Origin of the sequence: Actinoplanes sp. GCM10030250, assembly GCF_042666575.1 — a bacterium.
Classification (GTDB): domain Bacteria; phylum Actinomycetota; class Actinomycetes; order Mycobacteriales; family Micromonosporaceae; genus Actinoplanes.
Genome location: NZ_JBHTDO010000003.1, coordinates 74,094 through 90,122, shown reverse-complemented (window position 1 = coordinate 90,122; position 16,029 = coordinate 74,094). Strand labels below are relative to the sequence as shown.

The following is a 16,029-nucleotide window of genomic DNA, read 5'->3' as shown; positions in this document are numbered from 1 at the left end:
GAGGGTGGTGGGCGCCCCGGGTGCGCGGCTCCGGCCGAGGGCGCTGCGGCACGGGGGCCGGACGTGGTGGAGCCTGCGAATGCACTGATCACAACGGTGCCAGGCGACTCGGCGCCAGCGCTCGCATGAGTGGTGCCGGTGGTGTGTCCGGCGAGCCCGGTGTCTTCGGCTGCGCGGGGTGGCGCTGTCGCGCGGGGTGGCGCGGGGGTGCGGGGCGGCGTCGTGGGCCGGCCCGGGGCGCTGCGGGGGATGGCGCGCCTGGGGGTGGATGGGGTGTCGCGATGGGGGAAGCGGTCGGTGGCCGTGTGGGCCATGACGGTCAGGAGGTGTTCGGAGAGACGTGGTGGCCCGGCTCGTCCCGTTCGGGAGAGAAGGCGCCGCCGGAGCCGGCACGGGGCTGTGCCGGGTGGTGGCGGGCCATCCGGGGAGCTGGTTACGCGGTCCGCCGGGCTGATCGCCGGCGGCCGCGTCGGTGGGCTCACAATCCGACCAGTCTGCGTGTCGGGCCCCGTCTCCGCCGCAGATCCGGCGGCGGCGCCACAAGATCCCGGGTCACGAGATCCGGAGACACGCCGAGATCCGGAGACACGCCGAGATCCGGAGACACGCCGAGATCCGGAGACACGCCGAGATCCGGAGACACGCCGAGATCCGGGGACACGCCGAGATCCTGGGGCGCGAGATCCCGTGACGCGACCCCGAGTGGGGGCGCCGCGAGAGCCTGGGGTGACGCGCTGAGATCTCGCCGACGAGTGACCGGATCGCGGGATTCGGTGACGGGATGGTGGGAGGGCGGATGGGGAAGGGTTGCGGATACTGCGAAAGGGGATGGGGCGGCGGGGCGGATCGCCGCGGGCGGGCCGACGGCGCCCGGCGGCGCCGCGGACGTGCCACCGGCGGCGGGGACCGGCACGGTGGCCTGCGGTTTCAGTGGGCTGCCTGCTGGTGCGGCGTCCCGGGAAGCCCCCGCCGGCGCACTGCCGCCGGGGGCTTCGGTCGTGCTCCGGGATCCGTCGACCGGCATCGCCTCGGCTCGATTCATGGCGCTCATTATTGATGAACGTGCATTTAACGCAAGACTCCCGAGGTGCCTGTAACGGCACGGAAACAACTTTCCCTAGAACGGGTACGCCGGGGGCTTGTCACGCACGGTCACCCAGCGGGTCTCGGTGAACGCCTCGATGTTGGCCGCCGCACCGCCGAACCGGGAGCCGGTTCCGGAGGCCGCGACGCCGCCGAACGGGCTGTTCGCCTCGTCGCTGACGGTCTGGTCGTTGATGTGGACGATTCCGGTCGGGATCCGTTCGGCCAGGGCGAGGCCCTTCATCACGTCGCGGGTGACGATGCCGAGGGACAGCCCGTACTCGCCGGCGGTGGCGAGCCGGACCGCCTCCTCGGCGTCGCGGAATCGCATCACCGGCGCGACCGGCCCGAAGATCTCCTCGGTGAACGCGGGGGTGTCCTCCGAGACGTCGGCGAGCACCGTCGCGGAGTAGAAGAGCTCCTCGTACGTGCCGCCGGCGGCGATCCGCGCCCCGGACGAGGCCGAGCGGGTGACCACGCCGTGGATCTTGTCGCGCTGGCCGGCGTCGATGATCGGGCCGAGCACGACCTGCTGCCGGTTCGGGTCGCCGATCGGCAGGGCGGCGGCCTTCGCGGAGAGGCGTTCGACGAACTCGTCGTAGAGCCGGTCGTGTACCAGGTGCCGGCCGGTGGTCATGCAGATCTGGCCCTGGTGGAACCAGGAGCCGAACGACGCGGCGTCGACGGCCGGTGCGATGTCGGCGTCGTCGAGCACGATCATCGCCGAGTTGCCGCCGAGCTCCAGGTGGGCCCGCTTGAGGTGCTCACCGGCGAGGGCGCCGACGCGGCGGCCGGCCCGGGTGGAGCCGGTGAACGAGATGACCCGTACCAGCGGGTGGGTGACGAGTGCCTCGCCGACGTCGGTGCCGCCGGGCAGCACCTGGAGCAGGCCGTCCGGCAGGCCGGCCTCGGCGAAGACCCGGGCGAGGGTGACGCCGCCGGTCACCGCGGTACGCGGGTCGGGCTTGAGCAGCACCGCGTTGCCCAGTGCCAGGGCCGGCGCGACGGACCTGATGGACAGGATGATCGGTACGTTGAACGGGGCGATCACGGTCACCACGCCGGCCGGCACCCGCTGGGCCATCGAGAGCCGCGGTTCCTCGCTGGGCAGCAGTTCGCCGTACGGCCGGCTGGGCAGTGACGCCGCCTCGTAACACTCCTGCTCGGCGACGTGCAGCGCGAACCCCGCCATCGCCGGGATCGCGCCGACCTCGCGGACGTTCCACCCGGAGATCTCCTCGGCGTACTCGCCCCACAGCTGCGCGGCCCGCCGCAGCACCGCGGCGCGTGCCGGATGCGGGGTGGCGGCCCAGGCCCGCTGGGCCTCGGCGGCGTGCCGGGCGGCCTCGCCGACGTCCTCGGGCGTGGCCCGCCCGATCCGGCCGAGGACCTCGCCGGTGGCGGGTTCGACGACGTCGTACGCGCCGCCCCGCCCCGGCTTCCACTCGCCGCCGATGAAGATGTTGCCGGTCCAGAGTTTCTCGTCGAGGAGCATGGGCGCTCGCCTCCCAGTGGGGTCGGGTGCGCTGAAGCTATGCCGGGATCTCCGGCACATCAACGAGGTGTTCGAGCCACCCGAACGATAGTTCGCTCACCGATACCCCAGCAGTTCAGCGATACCCCAGCCGTGCCGAGATATCCGTGACGGCGTGCCGCAGCGGCTTCTCCAGGCGGGCCACCACGGAGTCCGCCGTCGTCGACCACACGGTGAGGTGCACCGCGACGTTCACCGCCGCGACCACCTGCCCGGTGCGGTCGCGGACCGGCGCGGCGACCGAGCGCAGCCCGGAGGCCAGCTCCTCGTCGTTGACGGCGACACCGCACTGCCGGATCCGTGCCAGCGCCGCGGTCAGTTGCTCGCGGTTGGTGAGCGTCCTCGGGCCGCGCCGGGCGAAATCGGTCCGGTCCAGCAGCCCGCGCAGCACACCCGGCTCCTGGTACGCCAGCAGCACCTTCCCCATCGACGTGCAGTACGCCGGCAGCCGCGACCCGACGTGCAGGTTCAGCCCCACCGCGAACGGCGCGGCCCGCCCGCTGCGCCGCCGCTCCACGTAGACGATGTCGGTACCGTCGAGCACCGCCATGCTCACCGTGTACCCCGTCTCGTCGGAGAGTGCCTGCAGGTACGGCGCCGCCACCCGGTTGATCTCCAGCGCGTTGATCGCGGCGAACCCGAGGTCGACCGCCCGCGGCCCGAGCGAGTACTTCTTCGTCTCCGGGTCCTGCTGGAGGTAGCCGAGCCGGGCCAGGGTCGCCACGTACCGGTACGTGGTGCTCTTGTTCAGCGACACGGCCCGGGACAGATCGGCGATCCCGAGCACCGGCCGGGCCTCGCTGAACGACGACAGGATCGTGAGGCCGCGCTCCAGGGACTGCGAGAACCCGGCGCTGGAGGTGGATCCGATGTCGGCCATGGCGCATGGTAGCCAACCGTTCCGGCTGCCGGAACGGTGTGCTGACCGGTGGCACCACGGTCCGCTACCATCTGCACCGCGATGAACCAGGAGACCGGCGGCCAGGAGATCGGCGGCCAGGAGATCGGCGCGGTGCGGCACCACGTCGGCGGGGTCTGGACCGACGGCGCCGCCGGGCGGACGTTCGAGAAGCGGAACCCGTGGACGGGTGACGTCTTCGCGCGGGTGGCCGCGGGCGACGCGGACGACGCCCGGGCCGCGATCGATGCGGCCGAGGCCGCCTTCCCGGCCTGGTCGGAGGCCTCCCCGGGGCAGCGTCAGCGGATCATGCTGCGGGCCGCCGAGGTTCTCGGCCGCCGCCGGGACGAGGTGCGCGGGCTGCTCGCGGCGGAGACCGGCTGCGGTGTCCACTTCGCCGGCATCCAGCTCGACTTCTGCGTCACCATGCTGCGGCAGGCCGCGGGGCTCGCGTACGCGCCCTCGGGTCAGATCCTCCCCTCGGACCTGGACGGCACCCGCGCGCTGGCGATGCGGCGCCCGGTCGGCGTGGTCGCCGCGATCGCGCCGTGGAACGCGTCGCTGATCCTCGCCGGCCGTGCGGTCGTCGCGCCGATCGCGGTGGGCAACACCGTGGTGCTCAAGCCCTCCGAGGAGGCACCGCTCACCGGTGGCGCACTCTGGGCGGAGCTCCTGGCCGAGGCCGGGCTGCCGGCGGGCGTGCTCAACGTGGTCACCCACGCGCCGGGCGAGGCCGGGTCCGTCGCGGAGACCCTGATCGCAGATCATCGGGTACGGCGAATCAGCTTCACCGGCTCGACGGTGACCGGCCGCCGTCTCGCCGAACAGGCCGGCCGCCACCTCAAGCGGATGGTTCTCCAGCTGGGCGGCCACAACCCGCTGCTCGTGCTCGCCGACGCCGACCTGGGATACGCGGTGGACGCCGCCACCTACGGCGCCTTCGTGCACACCGGGCAGACCTGCATGTGCGCCCGCCGCATCATCGTGGACTCGTCGATCGCCGCGGAGTTCACCGAACGGTTCGTGGCCCGGGCCGCCGCGCTGCCGGTCGGCGACCCTCGCGACCCCGGTACCGTCATCGGCCCGGTGATCAACGAGTGGGCGCTGTCGCTGCTCGAACGACGGGTCCGCGAGGCGGTGGAGCTGGGCGCCCGGCTGCTCACCGGCGGTGTCCCGGTGGGGCGGTGCTTCCCGCCGACCGTCCTGGCCGGTGTGCCCGCCGAGGCGGAGCTCGCCTTCGACGAGACGTTCGGGCCGGTCGTCCTGCTGGAGGAGGCGGACGGTACGCGGGACGCTCTGCGCCGGGCCAACAACTCGGGCTTCGGCCTGACCGCGGGGATCATCACCGGTGACCCGTACCGGGGGCTCGACCTCGCCCGCCACCTGCAGGCGGGCATCGTGCACGTCAACGACCAGCCGGTCAACGACGAGCCGCAGATGCCGTTCGGCGGTGTCAAGGACAGCGGTGCCGGCCGGTTCGGCATGGGCTTCGCCGCTGAGGAGTTCACCGAGGTCCAGTGGGTCACGGCCCGGCAGGAACGGCGTACGTTCCCGTTCTGATCGGTCAGCCCTTTCCCGTTCCGGCGGTCAGCCTTTAAGTGCATGACAAGCCGGATCGAAGTGCTTTCCCGCCGGCCGAGCGCCTGACGTGGGCCGATCGGATCCCGCGGGCCGATCGGCCGGCGCTGCCCGGGGGTCAGCCCGCGGCGGCGGCCTGGTTGTTCCAGTTCGTGATGACGACGCCGAGCACGAAGATCTGCACCGGCACGGGCAGGCCGGGCAGGTCGGCGGCGACGTCACCGCGCCAGGTACTGGTCCGGCGGATCCGGCCGACGACGGTCTCCCCGTCCATCAGCTGCTCGTCGCCGCCGCGCCAGATCGAGTCGCGCACGAACTCGAACGTCCGGCCGCCGGCGTGCACCCGCCACTGCTTGCGGCCGACCCGCTCGGCCTCGGCGACCACCGTCTCCCGGTCGTCGGTCATCGAGTATTTCGTACCCCAGCCGTTGGCGCGGATCTTGTAGGTGCGCCCGTCGAGAACGAAGTCGCCGCCGCTGGTCCAGGACTTGCCGTCCCAGACCGCGATCACGGTGTCGGCGTTACAGATCTCGTAGCGGGACCGCCACATGCTCGTGAGTTTCGCCGTCAGCATGCCGCCAGCGTAGGCGTGGCGCGCTCGCCGACCAGGAACTGGGCCAGCCGCGAGGCCGCCACGGCCGGGGTGCAGCCGGTCTCCCGGGCCGCGCTGAGGATCCCGGCGAGGGTCTCCCCGATGCCGTCGAGCCGGGCGGTGATCCGCGGTGCCGGCTCCCGGTGCAGCTCGGCGGCGACCGCGTGCACGATGCCACCCGCGCTGACCACCACGTCCGGCGCCCAGAGGATGCCCCGGGCGTGCAGCAGATCGGCGGTCGCCGGTACGTCCAGCTGATTGTTCGCCGGACCAGCGACCGCCGAGCAGGCCAGCCGCGGCACGGTCTCCGCGGTGAGCAGGCCACCGAGCGCGGAGGGGACCAGCACGTCCACCTCGGCGGTCAGGCAGCCGTGCGGATCGGTCCAGGTGGCGCCGTACTGCTCGGCGGCGGCACGCCGGGAACCGTCCACGTCGGCGGCGACCACGTGGGCGCCCGACTCGGCGAGCAGGCGGAGCACGTGCGTGCCGACCCGGCCGAGGCCGAGCACGGCGAAGCTGCGGCCGGCCAGGGAGGGGGAGCCGAAACGTTCGGCGGCGACGGCGCGCAGGGCGGCGATGACCCCGGTGGCGGTGTGCGGGGAGGAGTCGCCGCTGCCGCCGGTTGCGGCCGGCCGGCAGAAGACGTGGGGCGTACGCTCGCCGATCGTCACCATGTCCGCCGGGCCGGTGCCGACGTCCGGGCCGGTCGCGTATCCGCCGTTCAGGGAAGCGATCACGTCGCCCGCGTCGAGCAGGACGGCACGGCGAGCGGCCTCGTCCAGGACCGTACCCGGTGGCAGCGCGATCACGGTCTTCCCGCCGCCGTGTGGCAGCCCGGCCAAAGCCGCCTTCTCGGTCATCGCCTCGGACAGGCGCAACGCGTCGCCGAGACCGTCCCGCCAGTCCGCGTAGTGGGCCAGGCGGCACCCGCCGATCGCCTGGCCGAGAGCGGTGGAGTGGACCGCCACCACGATCGGCTGGCCCGAGCGCGAACCCCGCTCGACGACGACTCGCTGATGGTTGAGGGACATCCCGGCCTCCCGTACGTCTGCGTCTCTGACGGCCATGACGCTAGGACGCTCGCCGGACCACGAACGGTCTCGCCGAATGAAATTCGGCTGGAGTGCCAAGATGGCGGACATGGACGACATTGATTCGGCGCTGGTGCGGGAACTGCAGACGAACGCCCGGCAGACCAACCGCGACCTGGCCCGCGCTGTCGGCATCGCGCCGTCGACCTGCCTGGAACGTGTGCGGCTGCTGCGGGATCGGGGTGTCATCACCGGTTACCACGCGGAGGTCAGCCTGACCGCGCTCGGCCGGGAGGTGCAGGCGCTGCTGCACGTCCAGGTGCGGCCGCTGACCCGTACCGTGATCGAGGGTTTCAAATCGTATGCCGCCGGGCTGCCGGAGGTGCTGTCGGTGTTTGTGCTCGCCGGTGGCGACGACTTTCTGGTGCACGTCGCGGTGCGCAGTGTGGACGATCTGCACGCGTTCCTGATGGACCGGTTCACCGGGCGGCGCGAGATCGTCGGGTTTCGCAGCTCGGTGATCTACCAGCACGCCCGCAACCGGATCATCGAGCAGCTGGACTGAGCCGCGTCCGTCGGCTGCGGCTTTGTGGTCCGGGGCAGCGGCGTGCTGGTGCGGCGTGGCAGCGTTGGTGTCATGGACTTTCGCCGCACCTACCGTTCCGCCGCCATCGCCTTCGCCGACCTGGTGTCGCGTATCCCAGCCGAGCGGCTCGACGGGCCGGGGCTGGGGGAGTGGACGTTGCGCGATCTGCTCGGGCACACCGCGAGTTCGGCGCTGCGGCAGGTTCCGGTGGTGCTCGCGGAGCAGGCGCCGATGCTGATGCTGACCGGGCCCGAGGGATACTTCGCCACCGTCCGCAAGGCGCCGCCGGAGCTGGTGACGGCCGCGGTCTCGGCGTCCACCGATGACGCGCGCGACACCGGCAAGGCGCTCGGCGCGGAGCCGGTCCAGGTGATCAGCGGCATGATCGGCCAGGCGACGTCGGCGCTCGCCGTCGCGGGGGACGACGACCTGATCGCCACCCCGGCCGGCGGGATGCGGGTCCGCGACTGGCTCCCCACCCGTACGTTCGAGCTGGTCGTGCACGGCTCCGACGCCGCCTCGGCAGCCGGCCTCCCGATCGACTTCGATCCCGAAGTCCTCGCCGAGTCGGCCGCCCTCGCCGCCCGCATCGCCGTCGCGGTCGGCGACGGGCTCCCGGCCCTGCGCGCCCTCACCGGCCGCACCCCACTCCCCGACGGCTTCTCCGTCCTCTAACCCCGCTGGGTGCCAGCTGGGTGGGCCGGCTGGGCGTGAGTGGGGTGTTTGGGCGCGAGAGGCCCCGCCGAGCGCCAGCCGGGCGGCCCGGCTGGGCGTGAGTGGGGTGTTTGGGCGTGAAAGGCCCCGCTGGGTGCCAGCTGGGTGGGCCGGCTGGGCGTGAGGGGGGTGTTTGGGCGCGAATGGCCCCGCTGGGCGCCAGCCGGGTGGGCCGGCTGGGCCTGAGCGGGGGTTTGGGGGTACGGCTAAAGGACCTGCTCGGCCAGGAGCAGTGGGTTGCCGAAGCGGTGGGCGGTGATGCTGACTGCCTGTTCGCGTAGGAACGGCAGCATCTCTACGCGCCCGGCCTCGGTTACCGGGCCGGACCAGACGGCGAGGTCGGGGCGTCCGCCGGTGGCCTCGGCCAAGGCGGAGCCTGCGGTGCCAGGGCCGGCGGTGCCAGGGCCGGCGGTGCTGGAGCCGGCGGGGGTGGAGGTGCTGATGAGGCGGACGCGTCCGGCTTGGAGGCCGGCCGCGAAGATCACGTCGTCCTCCACGGTGTGGGAGCCGATCCAGGACGGCAGGGCGGTGGCGCTGGAGACGTGGACGGGGGAGCCGGCGAGTTTCGCGGCGGCCAGGACTCGGACCAGGTCGGCGAGGGAGCCGTCGGCGGAGAGGCGGACCGTCACCGGGCAGGGGACGTAGCGCAGGACGTTGCGTTCGGCGCTGAGGGCGGAGACGTCGGAGGGTGCGATCGGGAACGCGGCGTCGCTGCGGGCGGCGCGTTCGAGAGAGGTGAACTCGTCGGTGGAGAGGGCCTTGCGAGCTTCGGCTAGCAGGGCGCGCACGGCGGGGTGGGTGATCTCGGTGGTGGCGGTCGCCGGGCGGGACTCCCAGCCGGTGAGGCCGACCAGGTAGTGGGGGCCGCCGGCCTTGGTGCCGGGGCCGACCGCGGAGCGCTTCCAGCCGCCGAAGGGCTGCCGCTGCACGATCGCTCCCGTGGTGCCGCGGTTGACGTAGAGGTTGCCGGCCTGGACGCGGTCCAGCCAGGTGCGTACCTCGGTCTCGTCGAGCGAGTGCAGGCCCGAGGTGAGGCCGAAGTCGACGTCGTTGACCAGGTCGATCGCCTCGTCGAGGGTGTCGGCGGTCATGATGCCGAGGATCGGGCCGAAGTATTCGGTGCGGTGGTACTCGGAGCCGCGCCGCACGCCGTCGCGGACGCCGGGGCTCCACAGCTTGCCGGAGTCGTCGAGTTGGCGCGGTTCGAGGAGCCAGCGCTCGCCCGGCCCGAGCTTGGTGAGGCCGTCGAGCAGCTTGCCGGCGGCGGGCTCGACGAGCGGGCCGACCTGGGTGCGCGGGTTCGACGGGAGGCCGACCTCCAGTGAGGAGACGGCGTCGAGCAGCTGTGCCCGGAACCGGTCGGACCGGGCGACGCTGCCGACGAGCACGACCAGGGAGGCGGCGGAGCACTTCTGACCGGCGTGACCGAAGGCGGACTGGACCACGTCCTTGACGGCCAGGTCCAGGTCGGCGCTCGGTGTGACGATGACGGCGTTCTTGCCGCTCGTCTCGGCGAGCAGCGGCAGGTCGGTGCGGAACGAGCGGAACAGTTCGGCCGTCTCGTACGCGCCGGTCAGGATGACCCGCTCGACGAGCGGGTGGGAGATCAGCTCGCGGCCCAGGGTGGACTCCTCGACCTGGACGAGCGTGACCAGGTCCGGGTCGGCACCGGCGGACGACAGCGCGTCCCGCAGGATGCCGGCGAGGACGGTGCCGCACCGCTCGGCGGGGCCGGCCGGCTTCAGCACGACTGCCGAACCGGCGGCGAGCGACGCCAGGACCGAGCCGGCCGGGATCGCGACCGGGAAGTTCCACGGCGGCGTGACCAGGGTGAGCCGGGCCGGAACCGGGGTGGCGCCGTCGGTCTGCGCGAGGCCGGCGGCGAGCTCGGCGTAGTAGTGGGCGAAGTCGACGGCCTCGGACACCTCCGGGTCGGCCTGGTCGATCGTCTTGCCGGCCTCGGCGGCCATCACCTCGAGCAGGGTGTCCCGGTTCTCCTCCAGGGCGACGCCGATCCGGTGCAGGACCTCCCGGCGATCCGCTCCGCCCCAGCTCGCGGCGGCGGCCTTCTCCACGGTGGCGTTCAGCTCGTCCAGCGAGTCGATGACGCGGAGCTCGGTGCCGAGCGTGGAGGTCTCCACGCGGCCGAGCAACTCGCGGATCCGGTCACGGTTCTCGGTCACGGCCGGGTCGGTGTCGGGGGTGTTGACGAAGGAGCCGGGCCGGGAGCGCGGGACGGCGGCGAAGCGGTCGGCGACCCGGTGCGGTGCCGGAACGGCCTCGTCCAGGTCGGCCAGCGAGGCGAGGAACCGCTGCTCCTCGCGGGCGAACAGGGCCGACGACGTGTGCAACTCGAACACGGCGGACATGAAGTTGTCGGAACTGGCGCCCTCTTCGAGACGGCGAATCAGATAGGCGATCGCGACGTCGAATTGCTCCGGGCGTACCACAGGGGTGTAGAGCAACAACCCACCCACCTCGCGCCGGACCGCCTCGGCCTGGCCCTCGGCCATGCCGAGCAGCATCTCGAACTCGATGCCGTCGCGGACGTCACGCTCACCTGCCAGGAGCCACGCGTACGCGATGTCGAACAGGTTGTGACCCGCCACGCCGAGCCGGACGTTCCTGATCCGGTCCGGGTGCAGCGCGTAACCGAGCACCCGCTTGTAGTTGGTGTCGGTGGCCTGCTTGGAGTCACACGTCGCCACCGGCCAGCCGTGCAGCTCCGCCTCGACCCGCTCCATCGGCAGGTTGGCGCCCTTGACCAGGCGAACCTTGATGCCGGCACCGCCACGCTCGCGCCGCGCCGCCGACCACACCTGCAGGCGCATCATGGCGCTCAGGGCGTCCGGGAGGTAGGCCTGGAGCACGATGCCGGCCTCCAGGTTCAGCATCTCCGGCCGGTCCAGCAGGCGGGTGAAGACGGCGATCGTCAGGTCGAGGTCCTTGTACTCCTCCATGTCCAGGTTGACGAACTTGCCGGTTTTCGCGGCCAGCGTGAACAGGGGAGTGAGCTGCTCGACGATGTCGGTGACGGCCTCGTCGAAGGCCCAGGGGTTGTGCGGGGAGACGGTCGCCGACACCTTGATCGACACGTAGTCGACGTCGGGACGGCCGAGCAGGCGCTCGGTCGCCCGCAGCCGCTTCGACGCCTCGCCACGGCCGAGGACGGCCTCGCCGAGCAGGTTCACGTTGAGGCGGACGTCCCGTTTGCGGATGCGCTTGATCGCCTTGCCGAGCCGGGCGTCGGTGGCGTCGACGATCAGGTGGCCGACCATGTGGCGCAGCGCGCGGCGGGCGATCGGGACGACCACGCCGGGCATGATCGGTGCCAGCTTGCCGCCGAGCTTGACGGCCGTGCGGAGGTGGAGCGGGAGGAAGGCGGGCACATCGCCGGCCAGCTTGTTCAGGGCGCGGGCACTGACCCGCGGGTCCTCGGGGCGGATCACGCCGTCGACGAAGCCGACGGTGAACGGCAGGCCCTTCTCATCGCGCAGCACGCCGGCCAGTTGTGCAGCCGAGCCGCCGACCGGGACGTCCGCCGCCTCGCGCAGCCAGCGCCGGACAAGGGCGATCGTCTCTTCGGCGATCTCAGACATCGGGAAGCTCCTTCCGCTTTGCGCCCAAGCATGTATTGCCCGTCGGATTAGGAAAAGCAACGCTTCGTGAGCAGTTATCTTCAGTTGAGCTAATGTTTTTCCGTGCTCGAGATCCGCCGCCTGATCCTGCTCCGCGAGCTGGCCATCCGCGGCACCATCGCGGCGGTCGCCGAGGCGCTCAACTTCACGCCGTCAGCGGTGAGCCAGCAGCTCAGCCAGCTCGAGCGGGAGACCGGTACGCAGCTGCTGCGCAAAGCCGGCCGCCGGGTCCAGCTCACCCCGCAGGCCGAGGTGCTCGTCGCCTCGGTGGCGGAGGTGCTCGACACCCTCGAGCGTGCCGAAGCCCGGTTGCAGGCGGCGGCAACTCGGGTAACCGGCCGGGTCCGCGTTGCTGTCTTCCAATCGGCGGCGCTCGCCTTCATGCCGGCGACCCTGCGCACGATGGCCCTGCGGTACCCCGACGTACGGGTCGAGATGGTGCAGCGGGAGCCGGAGGAGGCGCTGCGCGAGACGTGGGCGCGGGACTTCGACATGGTCGTCGCCGAGCAGTACCCGGCGCATGCGGCGCCGCACCACCCCGGCCTCGACCGCCGCGACCTGACCACGGACGCGATCCGGCTGGCCCTGCCGTCCGCCGGTGACTCGCTGCGGCCGGTCGCGACGCTGGAGGAGACCCGGCACATGCCGTGGGTGATGGAGCCGCGCGGGGCGGCGTCCCGCCACTTCGCGGAGCAGGTGTGCCGGCGGGCGGGCTTCGAGCCGGACGTGCGCTACGAGACGGCGGACCTGCAGGCACACATGCGCCTGGTGGAGTCGGGCAACGCGGTGGCGCTGATCCCGGACCTGGTGTGGGCGGGGCGGTCGACGTCGTGCCGGCTGCTGGAGCTGGACGACCGGCCCCGCCGCACCATCTTCACGGCACAGCGGCTGGCGGGGTCGGCGTCACCGGCGGCTCGGGCCTTTCGGGACATCCTTCAGGAGACGGTGGAGCTTTCCTGACGTCTAACAGGCGGGAGCGACGAACGCCGACCGTACGCCGACGGTGAAACGGCAGCCGAAGTCCGCCGCTGCCACCTTGCGCCGATCCAGGATCGCGTCGCCCGCGGGGCGCTTGCCCGTCTCCACCCACCGGACCAGGTCGTCGAAGCCGCGCCGCATCTCGTCCTGGGTGAAGCCGCAGTGCGCCACGTCCCGGATCGCCCGGGAGACGAACAGGTGGCCACGCCGGTTGCGCAGGGTTTCCCTGGCGTATTCCTGCTCCATCGAGAACGGCACGAACAGGTCGCCGATCCCGTGCAGCGACAGCACCGGTACCGGCGGCTTGCCGTCGACGCGCGGCACGCCGTCCAGGCCCCGGTCCGCCGTGGCGGTGCGCTTGACCCGCAGCACGTCACGGTTCAGGCGCAGGTCAGTAAGGCTGGGGAACCGGGAGTCGGTGCTGCGGTAGAAGGTGTGCCGGTTGTCGGTCAGGTTGCCCGGTGCGATGCCCGCCGTCCCGCCGCTGAGCCCCGGCCACAGGCTCTGCAGGAACGGCAGCCCGCCCTGCGACGCCGCGTTCCAATAGGCGAAGGCCGAGTCGAACCCCGGACGCTCCCCGCCGCTGCGCCGCTCCACCACACCCGACCACGTACGCCCGGCGGGTGTGCCCTTCAACGCCGGCATGATCCGGGCGACCTGGCCCGCCCACTCCGCCGGATAGCCGGGGCCGGGCTGCAGGGGGAACGAGATCTCCACGCCGGCCAGCGCGGCGGCCGTCACGTTCGCGTCCAGGAAGTAGTCGAACAGCTCGACGTCACCGAGCACGCCGCAGCTGGGCATCGCGCCCACGAAGGACCGCGGGAACTCCTCGATCGCCACCGCTGTGACGTGCCCGCCCATCGACTCGCCGGTCATGTAGACCTGCCGGGCGGCCTTCCCGGTGACCTTCCGGAACAGGTTGATCAGCGCGTGCGAGTCGCGGACGCCCTGACCGACGTCGTAACCGTTGGTGGCGTAGCTCGACGCGGCCCAGGCGAAGCCGCGGGAGACGTAGTGCTCGCGAAGGTTCGGTGAGTTGACGAAGACTGTGGTGCCGGTGCCCCGGTAGCCGTGTGCGTACACGACGAGGCGGCCGTTCCAGTTCGTCGGCACCTCGATGCGGTAGGCCGCGCCGTCCCGGATGCCGGTGTGGACGCGGGCGCCGGGTAGTGCGGTGAACGGGGTGCCGGTCACGTCGCAGTCGGGATCGGCGACGAGGTAGCCGGGCTGGGTCTCGCTGGGCGTGGGTGCTGTGCACGTTCCCACAGTGGCGGCTGGAGATGCCTGTGCGGGCACGGCTGGTACGAGAAGAAGAAGTGCGAGCGCGAGGGCCCGGCGAACTCTCATGGCGTTACCTCCCGGTAACATCCAAGGGTGCCGATCCAGCACTGTCAAGGCGGAACGGCCCGTGCAGCGCCGCCCACTGCAACAGCATGATCGTCTTGGCGTCGGCGATCTCCCCGGTCGTGGTCCGCTTCAGCGCCTCCTCGAACGGCAGCTCGACGGCCTCGATGTCCTCGCCGTCGTCGGCCAGCCCGCCACCCGCACCGGTCCGCGACTCGACGCTGTAGGGCGCCGCGAAGCAGTGCAGCCGCTCGGTCACCGACCCCGGGCTCATCCACACGTTGAAGACCGGTTCCAGCGCGCCGACCTCGACACCCAGCTCCTCGGCCGCCTCGCGCCGGATCGCCGCCGCCGGGTCGTCCCCGTCGAGAAGGCCCGCCGCCGCCTCCACGAACATGCCGTCCGGGTGCCCGTTGACGTAGACCGGGAACCGGAACTGCCGGGTGAGCAGCACGGTACCGCGGGTGGGGTCGTAGAGCAGCACGGTGGCGCCGTCGCCCCGGTCGTAGGTCTCCCGCTGCTGCCGGCTCCAGCTCCCGTCCCGGCGCCGGTAGTCGTAGGTGGTGCGCCGCAGCACGTGCCACGCTGTCGCGAGCAGCTCGACGTCGCGGATCACGACGTCCGGATTGCCTGCCAGGTCGCGCCCCTGTTGATCGAGCCCGGTGCGGCCGCGGGCATCCGGCCGCTCGATCCCCGGGCGCTCCTGTGGCGCCGGGCGCGCCTGTGATGCCGGGATCTCCGCGACGTCGACATAGACCGGGAGGCCGCGGGACCTGGCGATCGCGACGTCCTGATCCGCGCCCTTCGACCCACCCGGCAGCCGCAACACCGCGTCACAGTGTGCGAGCAGCCGCTCTGCCGCCGGATAGAACACCTCGTCGGCGTGGTCGGGGCCGGCGCCGCGCAGGACCGGGAGCGCCACCCACTCACCGATCATCGGGATGTGCCCGGCCTGGAAGATCGGCCATGCGGCCTCCTCCAGCCGGGCCAGGTTGGCGGCCATCAGGGCGGGGTTGTCCCCGGTGCCGGACCGGTAGGGCCCGGCGATCAGGATCAGCATTGGCTTGGTCACGACCGAGAACCTACACTTGAAAACGCGCAATAGTCGACAACAATAAGGAGAATCACGGATGCTGGCGGCCGAACGGCGAGACTTTCTGATGGCGCGGCTGCAGGCCGACGGCAAGCTGGTGGCCAAGGAGATCGCCGCGGAATTGGGCCTCGCCGAGGACAACATCCGCCGTGACCTGCGAGAACTCGCGGCTGCCGGTCTCTGTCAGCGGGTCTACGGTGGCGCGCTGCCGGTCTCCCCGGCGGTTGCCGACTACGCGACCCGGGCCTCCGTCGCAGTTTCCAGCAAGGAGCGGGTGGCTCGTGTGGCCGCCTCTCTGATCCGCCCGGGCGGCACGATCCTGCTCGACGGCGGCACCACCGCGCTCGCTGTGGCCGCCGCCCTGCCCCATGATCTGGTCGCCACCATCGTCACGCACAGTCCGACGGTTGCCGCCGCGCTGGTTTCCCATCCATCGGTGGACGTCTACGTGCTGGGTGGTCGCCTCTTCAAGCACTCGGCCGTGACCTGCGGTGCTGCGGCTGCCGAGGCGGCACGGCAGGTGTCGGCGGATCTCTTCCTGCTGGGTGTGACCGGTGTCCACCACGAGGCTGGTCTCACTACGGGTGACGCTGACGAGGCCGCCATGAAGCGCACCCTGGCCGGCCGCGCAGCCGAAACCTACGTCCTGGCAAGCCGCGAGAAGATCGGGGCCGCCTCACCGTTCACCGTGCTCCCCGCAGCCGCCACCAGCGGCATCGTCACCGACGCCCCCGCCGACCACCCCGTCCTGCATTCCCTCTCCACCTCCGGCATCCCGATCCTCCCTGCTTGACCCCGTTCTTCCGCTTGGCGCGCACGTCACCCTCAAACCTCTTCTTGTACGCGTTTTCGCGCACTTCCGTCCGCCAGCTCGGCCGAGCTCCGCGCCCCCTCCAGGCCGTCCCCCGCCGCCGGCCCATGACCTCCTCAGCCGGCCCTCAGCGCTTGCACCCGCCAGGC

Annotated in this window: 12 protein-coding genes; 5 read left to right on the top strand and 7 right to left on the bottom strand. The window is 72.0% G+C overall.

What is annotated here, in order from left to right; all coding sequences use genetic code 11:
- Positions 1-1,117: 1,117 nt before the first annotated feature.
- Positions 1,118-2,578 carry an aldehyde dehydrogenase family protein gene (locus ACFQV6_RS06155; RefSeq protein ID WP_378026348.1) on the bottom strand — a complete coding sequence of 487 codons (1,461 nt, stop codon included), beginning with the start codon at positions 2,576-2,578 and terminating at the stop codon, positions 1,118-1,120.
- Between the two features lie 115 nt (positions 2,579-2,693).
- Positions 2,694-3,497, bottom strand: a complete 804-nt coding sequence (locus ACFQV6_RS06150; RefSeq protein WP_378026347.1) for an IclR family transcriptional regulator — start codon at positions 3,495-3,497, stop codon at positions 2,694-2,696.
- Between the two features lie 81 nt (positions 3,498-3,578).
- Between ACFQV6_RS06150 and ACFQV6_RS06145 the strand changes: the two genes are divergently transcribed.
- Complete coding sequence (locus ACFQV6_RS06145) at positions 3,579-5,075, top strand: aldehyde dehydrogenase family protein (RefSeq protein ID WP_378026346.1); 1,497 nt, start codon at positions 3,579-3,581, stop codon at positions 5,073-5,075.
- 136 nt (positions 5,076-5,211) lie between these two features.
- On the opposite strand, the gene ACFQV6_RS06140 is transcribed toward ACFQV6_RS06145, so the two are convergent.
- Positions 5,212-5,667 carry a hypothetical protein gene (locus ACFQV6_RS06140; protein WP_378026345.1) on the bottom strand — a complete coding sequence of 152 codons (456 nt, stop codon included), beginning with the start codon at positions 5,665-5,667 and terminating at the stop codon, positions 5,212-5,214.
- Positions 5,661-6,752 (bottom strand): Glu/Leu/Phe/Val dehydrogenase dimerization domain-containing protein, encoded by a 1,092-nt coding sequence (locus ACFQV6_RS06135; RefSeq protein ID WP_378026344.1) that lies wholly within the window; start codon positions 6,750-6,752, stop codon positions 5,661-5,663. The genes ACFQV6_RS06140 and ACFQV6_RS06135 overlap by 7 nt, the downstream gene beginning before the upstream one ends.
- A gap of 73 nt (positions 6,753-6,825) precedes the next feature.
- Here ACFQV6_RS06135 and ACFQV6_RS06130 point away from each other — a divergent pair, with 73 nt between their 5' ends.
- The gene (locus tag ACFQV6_RS06130; RefSeq protein WP_378026343.1) at positions 6,826-7,281 is read left to right on the top strand and encodes an Lrp/AsnC family transcriptional regulator; all 456 of its coding nucleotides are present in this window, start codon (positions 6,826-6,828) and stop codon (positions 7,279-7,281) included.
- A gap of 72 nt (positions 7,282-7,353) precedes the next feature.
- A complete protein-coding gene (locus ACFQV6_RS06125; protein WP_378026342.1) occupies positions 7,354-7,977 on the top strand; it encodes a maleylpyruvate isomerase N-terminal domain-containing protein in 624 nt (207 codons plus the stop codon).
- Positions 7,978-8,222: 245 nt separating this feature from the next.
- Here the strand turns inward: ACFQV6_RS06125 and ACFQV6_RS06120 are convergent, their stop codons facing one another.
- The gene (locus ACFQV6_RS06120) at positions 8,223-11,615 is read right to left on the bottom strand and encodes a bifunctional proline dehydrogenase/L-glutamate gamma-semialdehyde dehydrogenase (protein WP_378026341.1); all 3,393 of its coding nucleotides are present in this window, start codon (positions 11,613-11,615) and stop codon (positions 8,223-8,225) included.
- 102 nt (positions 11,616-11,717) lie between these two features.
- Here ACFQV6_RS06120 and ACFQV6_RS06115 point away from each other — a divergent pair, with 102 nt between their 5' ends.
- Positions 11,718-12,614: a LysR family transcriptional regulator gene (locus ACFQV6_RS06115; RefSeq protein WP_378026340.1), complete on the top strand. Its 897-nt coding sequence runs from the start codon at positions 11,718-11,720 to the stop codon at positions 12,612-12,614.
- A 3-nt stretch (positions 12,615-12,617) separates the two neighbouring features.
- Here ACFQV6_RS06115 and ACFQV6_RS06110 read toward each other — a convergent pair whose 3' ends face one another.
- On the bottom strand, positions 12,618-13,979 hold the full coding sequence (locus tag ACFQV6_RS06110; RefSeq protein WP_378026339.1) for an alpha/beta hydrolase family protein: 1,362 nt from the start codon (positions 13,977-13,979) through the stop codon (positions 12,618-12,620).
- 4 nt (positions 13,980-13,983) lie between these two features.
- Complete coding sequence (locus ACFQV6_RS06105) at positions 13,984-15,048, bottom strand: NUDIX domain-containing protein (RefSeq protein ID WP_378026338.1); 1,065 nt, start codon at positions 15,046-15,048, stop codon at positions 13,984-13,986.
- 58 nt (positions 15,049-15,106) lie between these two features.
- On the opposite strand from ACFQV6_RS06105, the gene ACFQV6_RS06100 reads away from it, so the two are divergent.
- Entirely contained in the window at positions 15,107-15,862 is a 756-nt protein-coding gene (locus tag ACFQV6_RS06100) for a DeoR/GlpR family DNA-binding transcription regulator (protein ID WP_378026337.1), read from the top strand.
- Positions 15,863-16,029 lie beyond the last annotated feature (167 nt).